Origin of the sequence: Pauljensenia sp. UMB3104 (genome assembly GCF_030217285.1) — a bacterium.
In the GTDB taxonomy this organism is placed as follows: domain Bacteria; phylum Actinomycetota; class Actinomycetes; order Actinomycetales; family Actinomycetaceae; genus Pauljensenia.
In genome coordinates, this window is sequence record NZ_JASONN010000216.1 from 1 (window position 1) to 293 (window position 293).

Genomic DNA, 293 nt, shown 5'->3' on the forward strand with positions numbered 1-293 from the left:
GGGCACGATCTACGATTCCATCGGTTCCATTCGTGAGAACGCCTACCGTATCTATACGCAATTGCGTTCCGGTGGTGGTACGACGACGCAGCCCGCGCCGCGCCCCACCCAGCCACCGGCACCGCGCCCGCCCGCCCCGCCAGCTCCCGCGCCGAGCAACCCGCGGCCCTCCTCCCGCGTGGCGCCTTTCCCGCCGCGCTTCTTCCTCGCTAATGGCTGGGGACGCACCGCCGATATTGTGATGGACTACGGCCTGCGCGGCGATGAAATCCTCACCGGCGACTGGAACGGCG

At 68.6% G+C, this 293-nt stretch carries 1 pseudogene; it reads left to right on the plus strand.

The features are described from left to right. Positions 1 to 293, plus strand: a pseudogene (locus QP415_RS11440) (hypothetical protein); the annotation flags it as partial.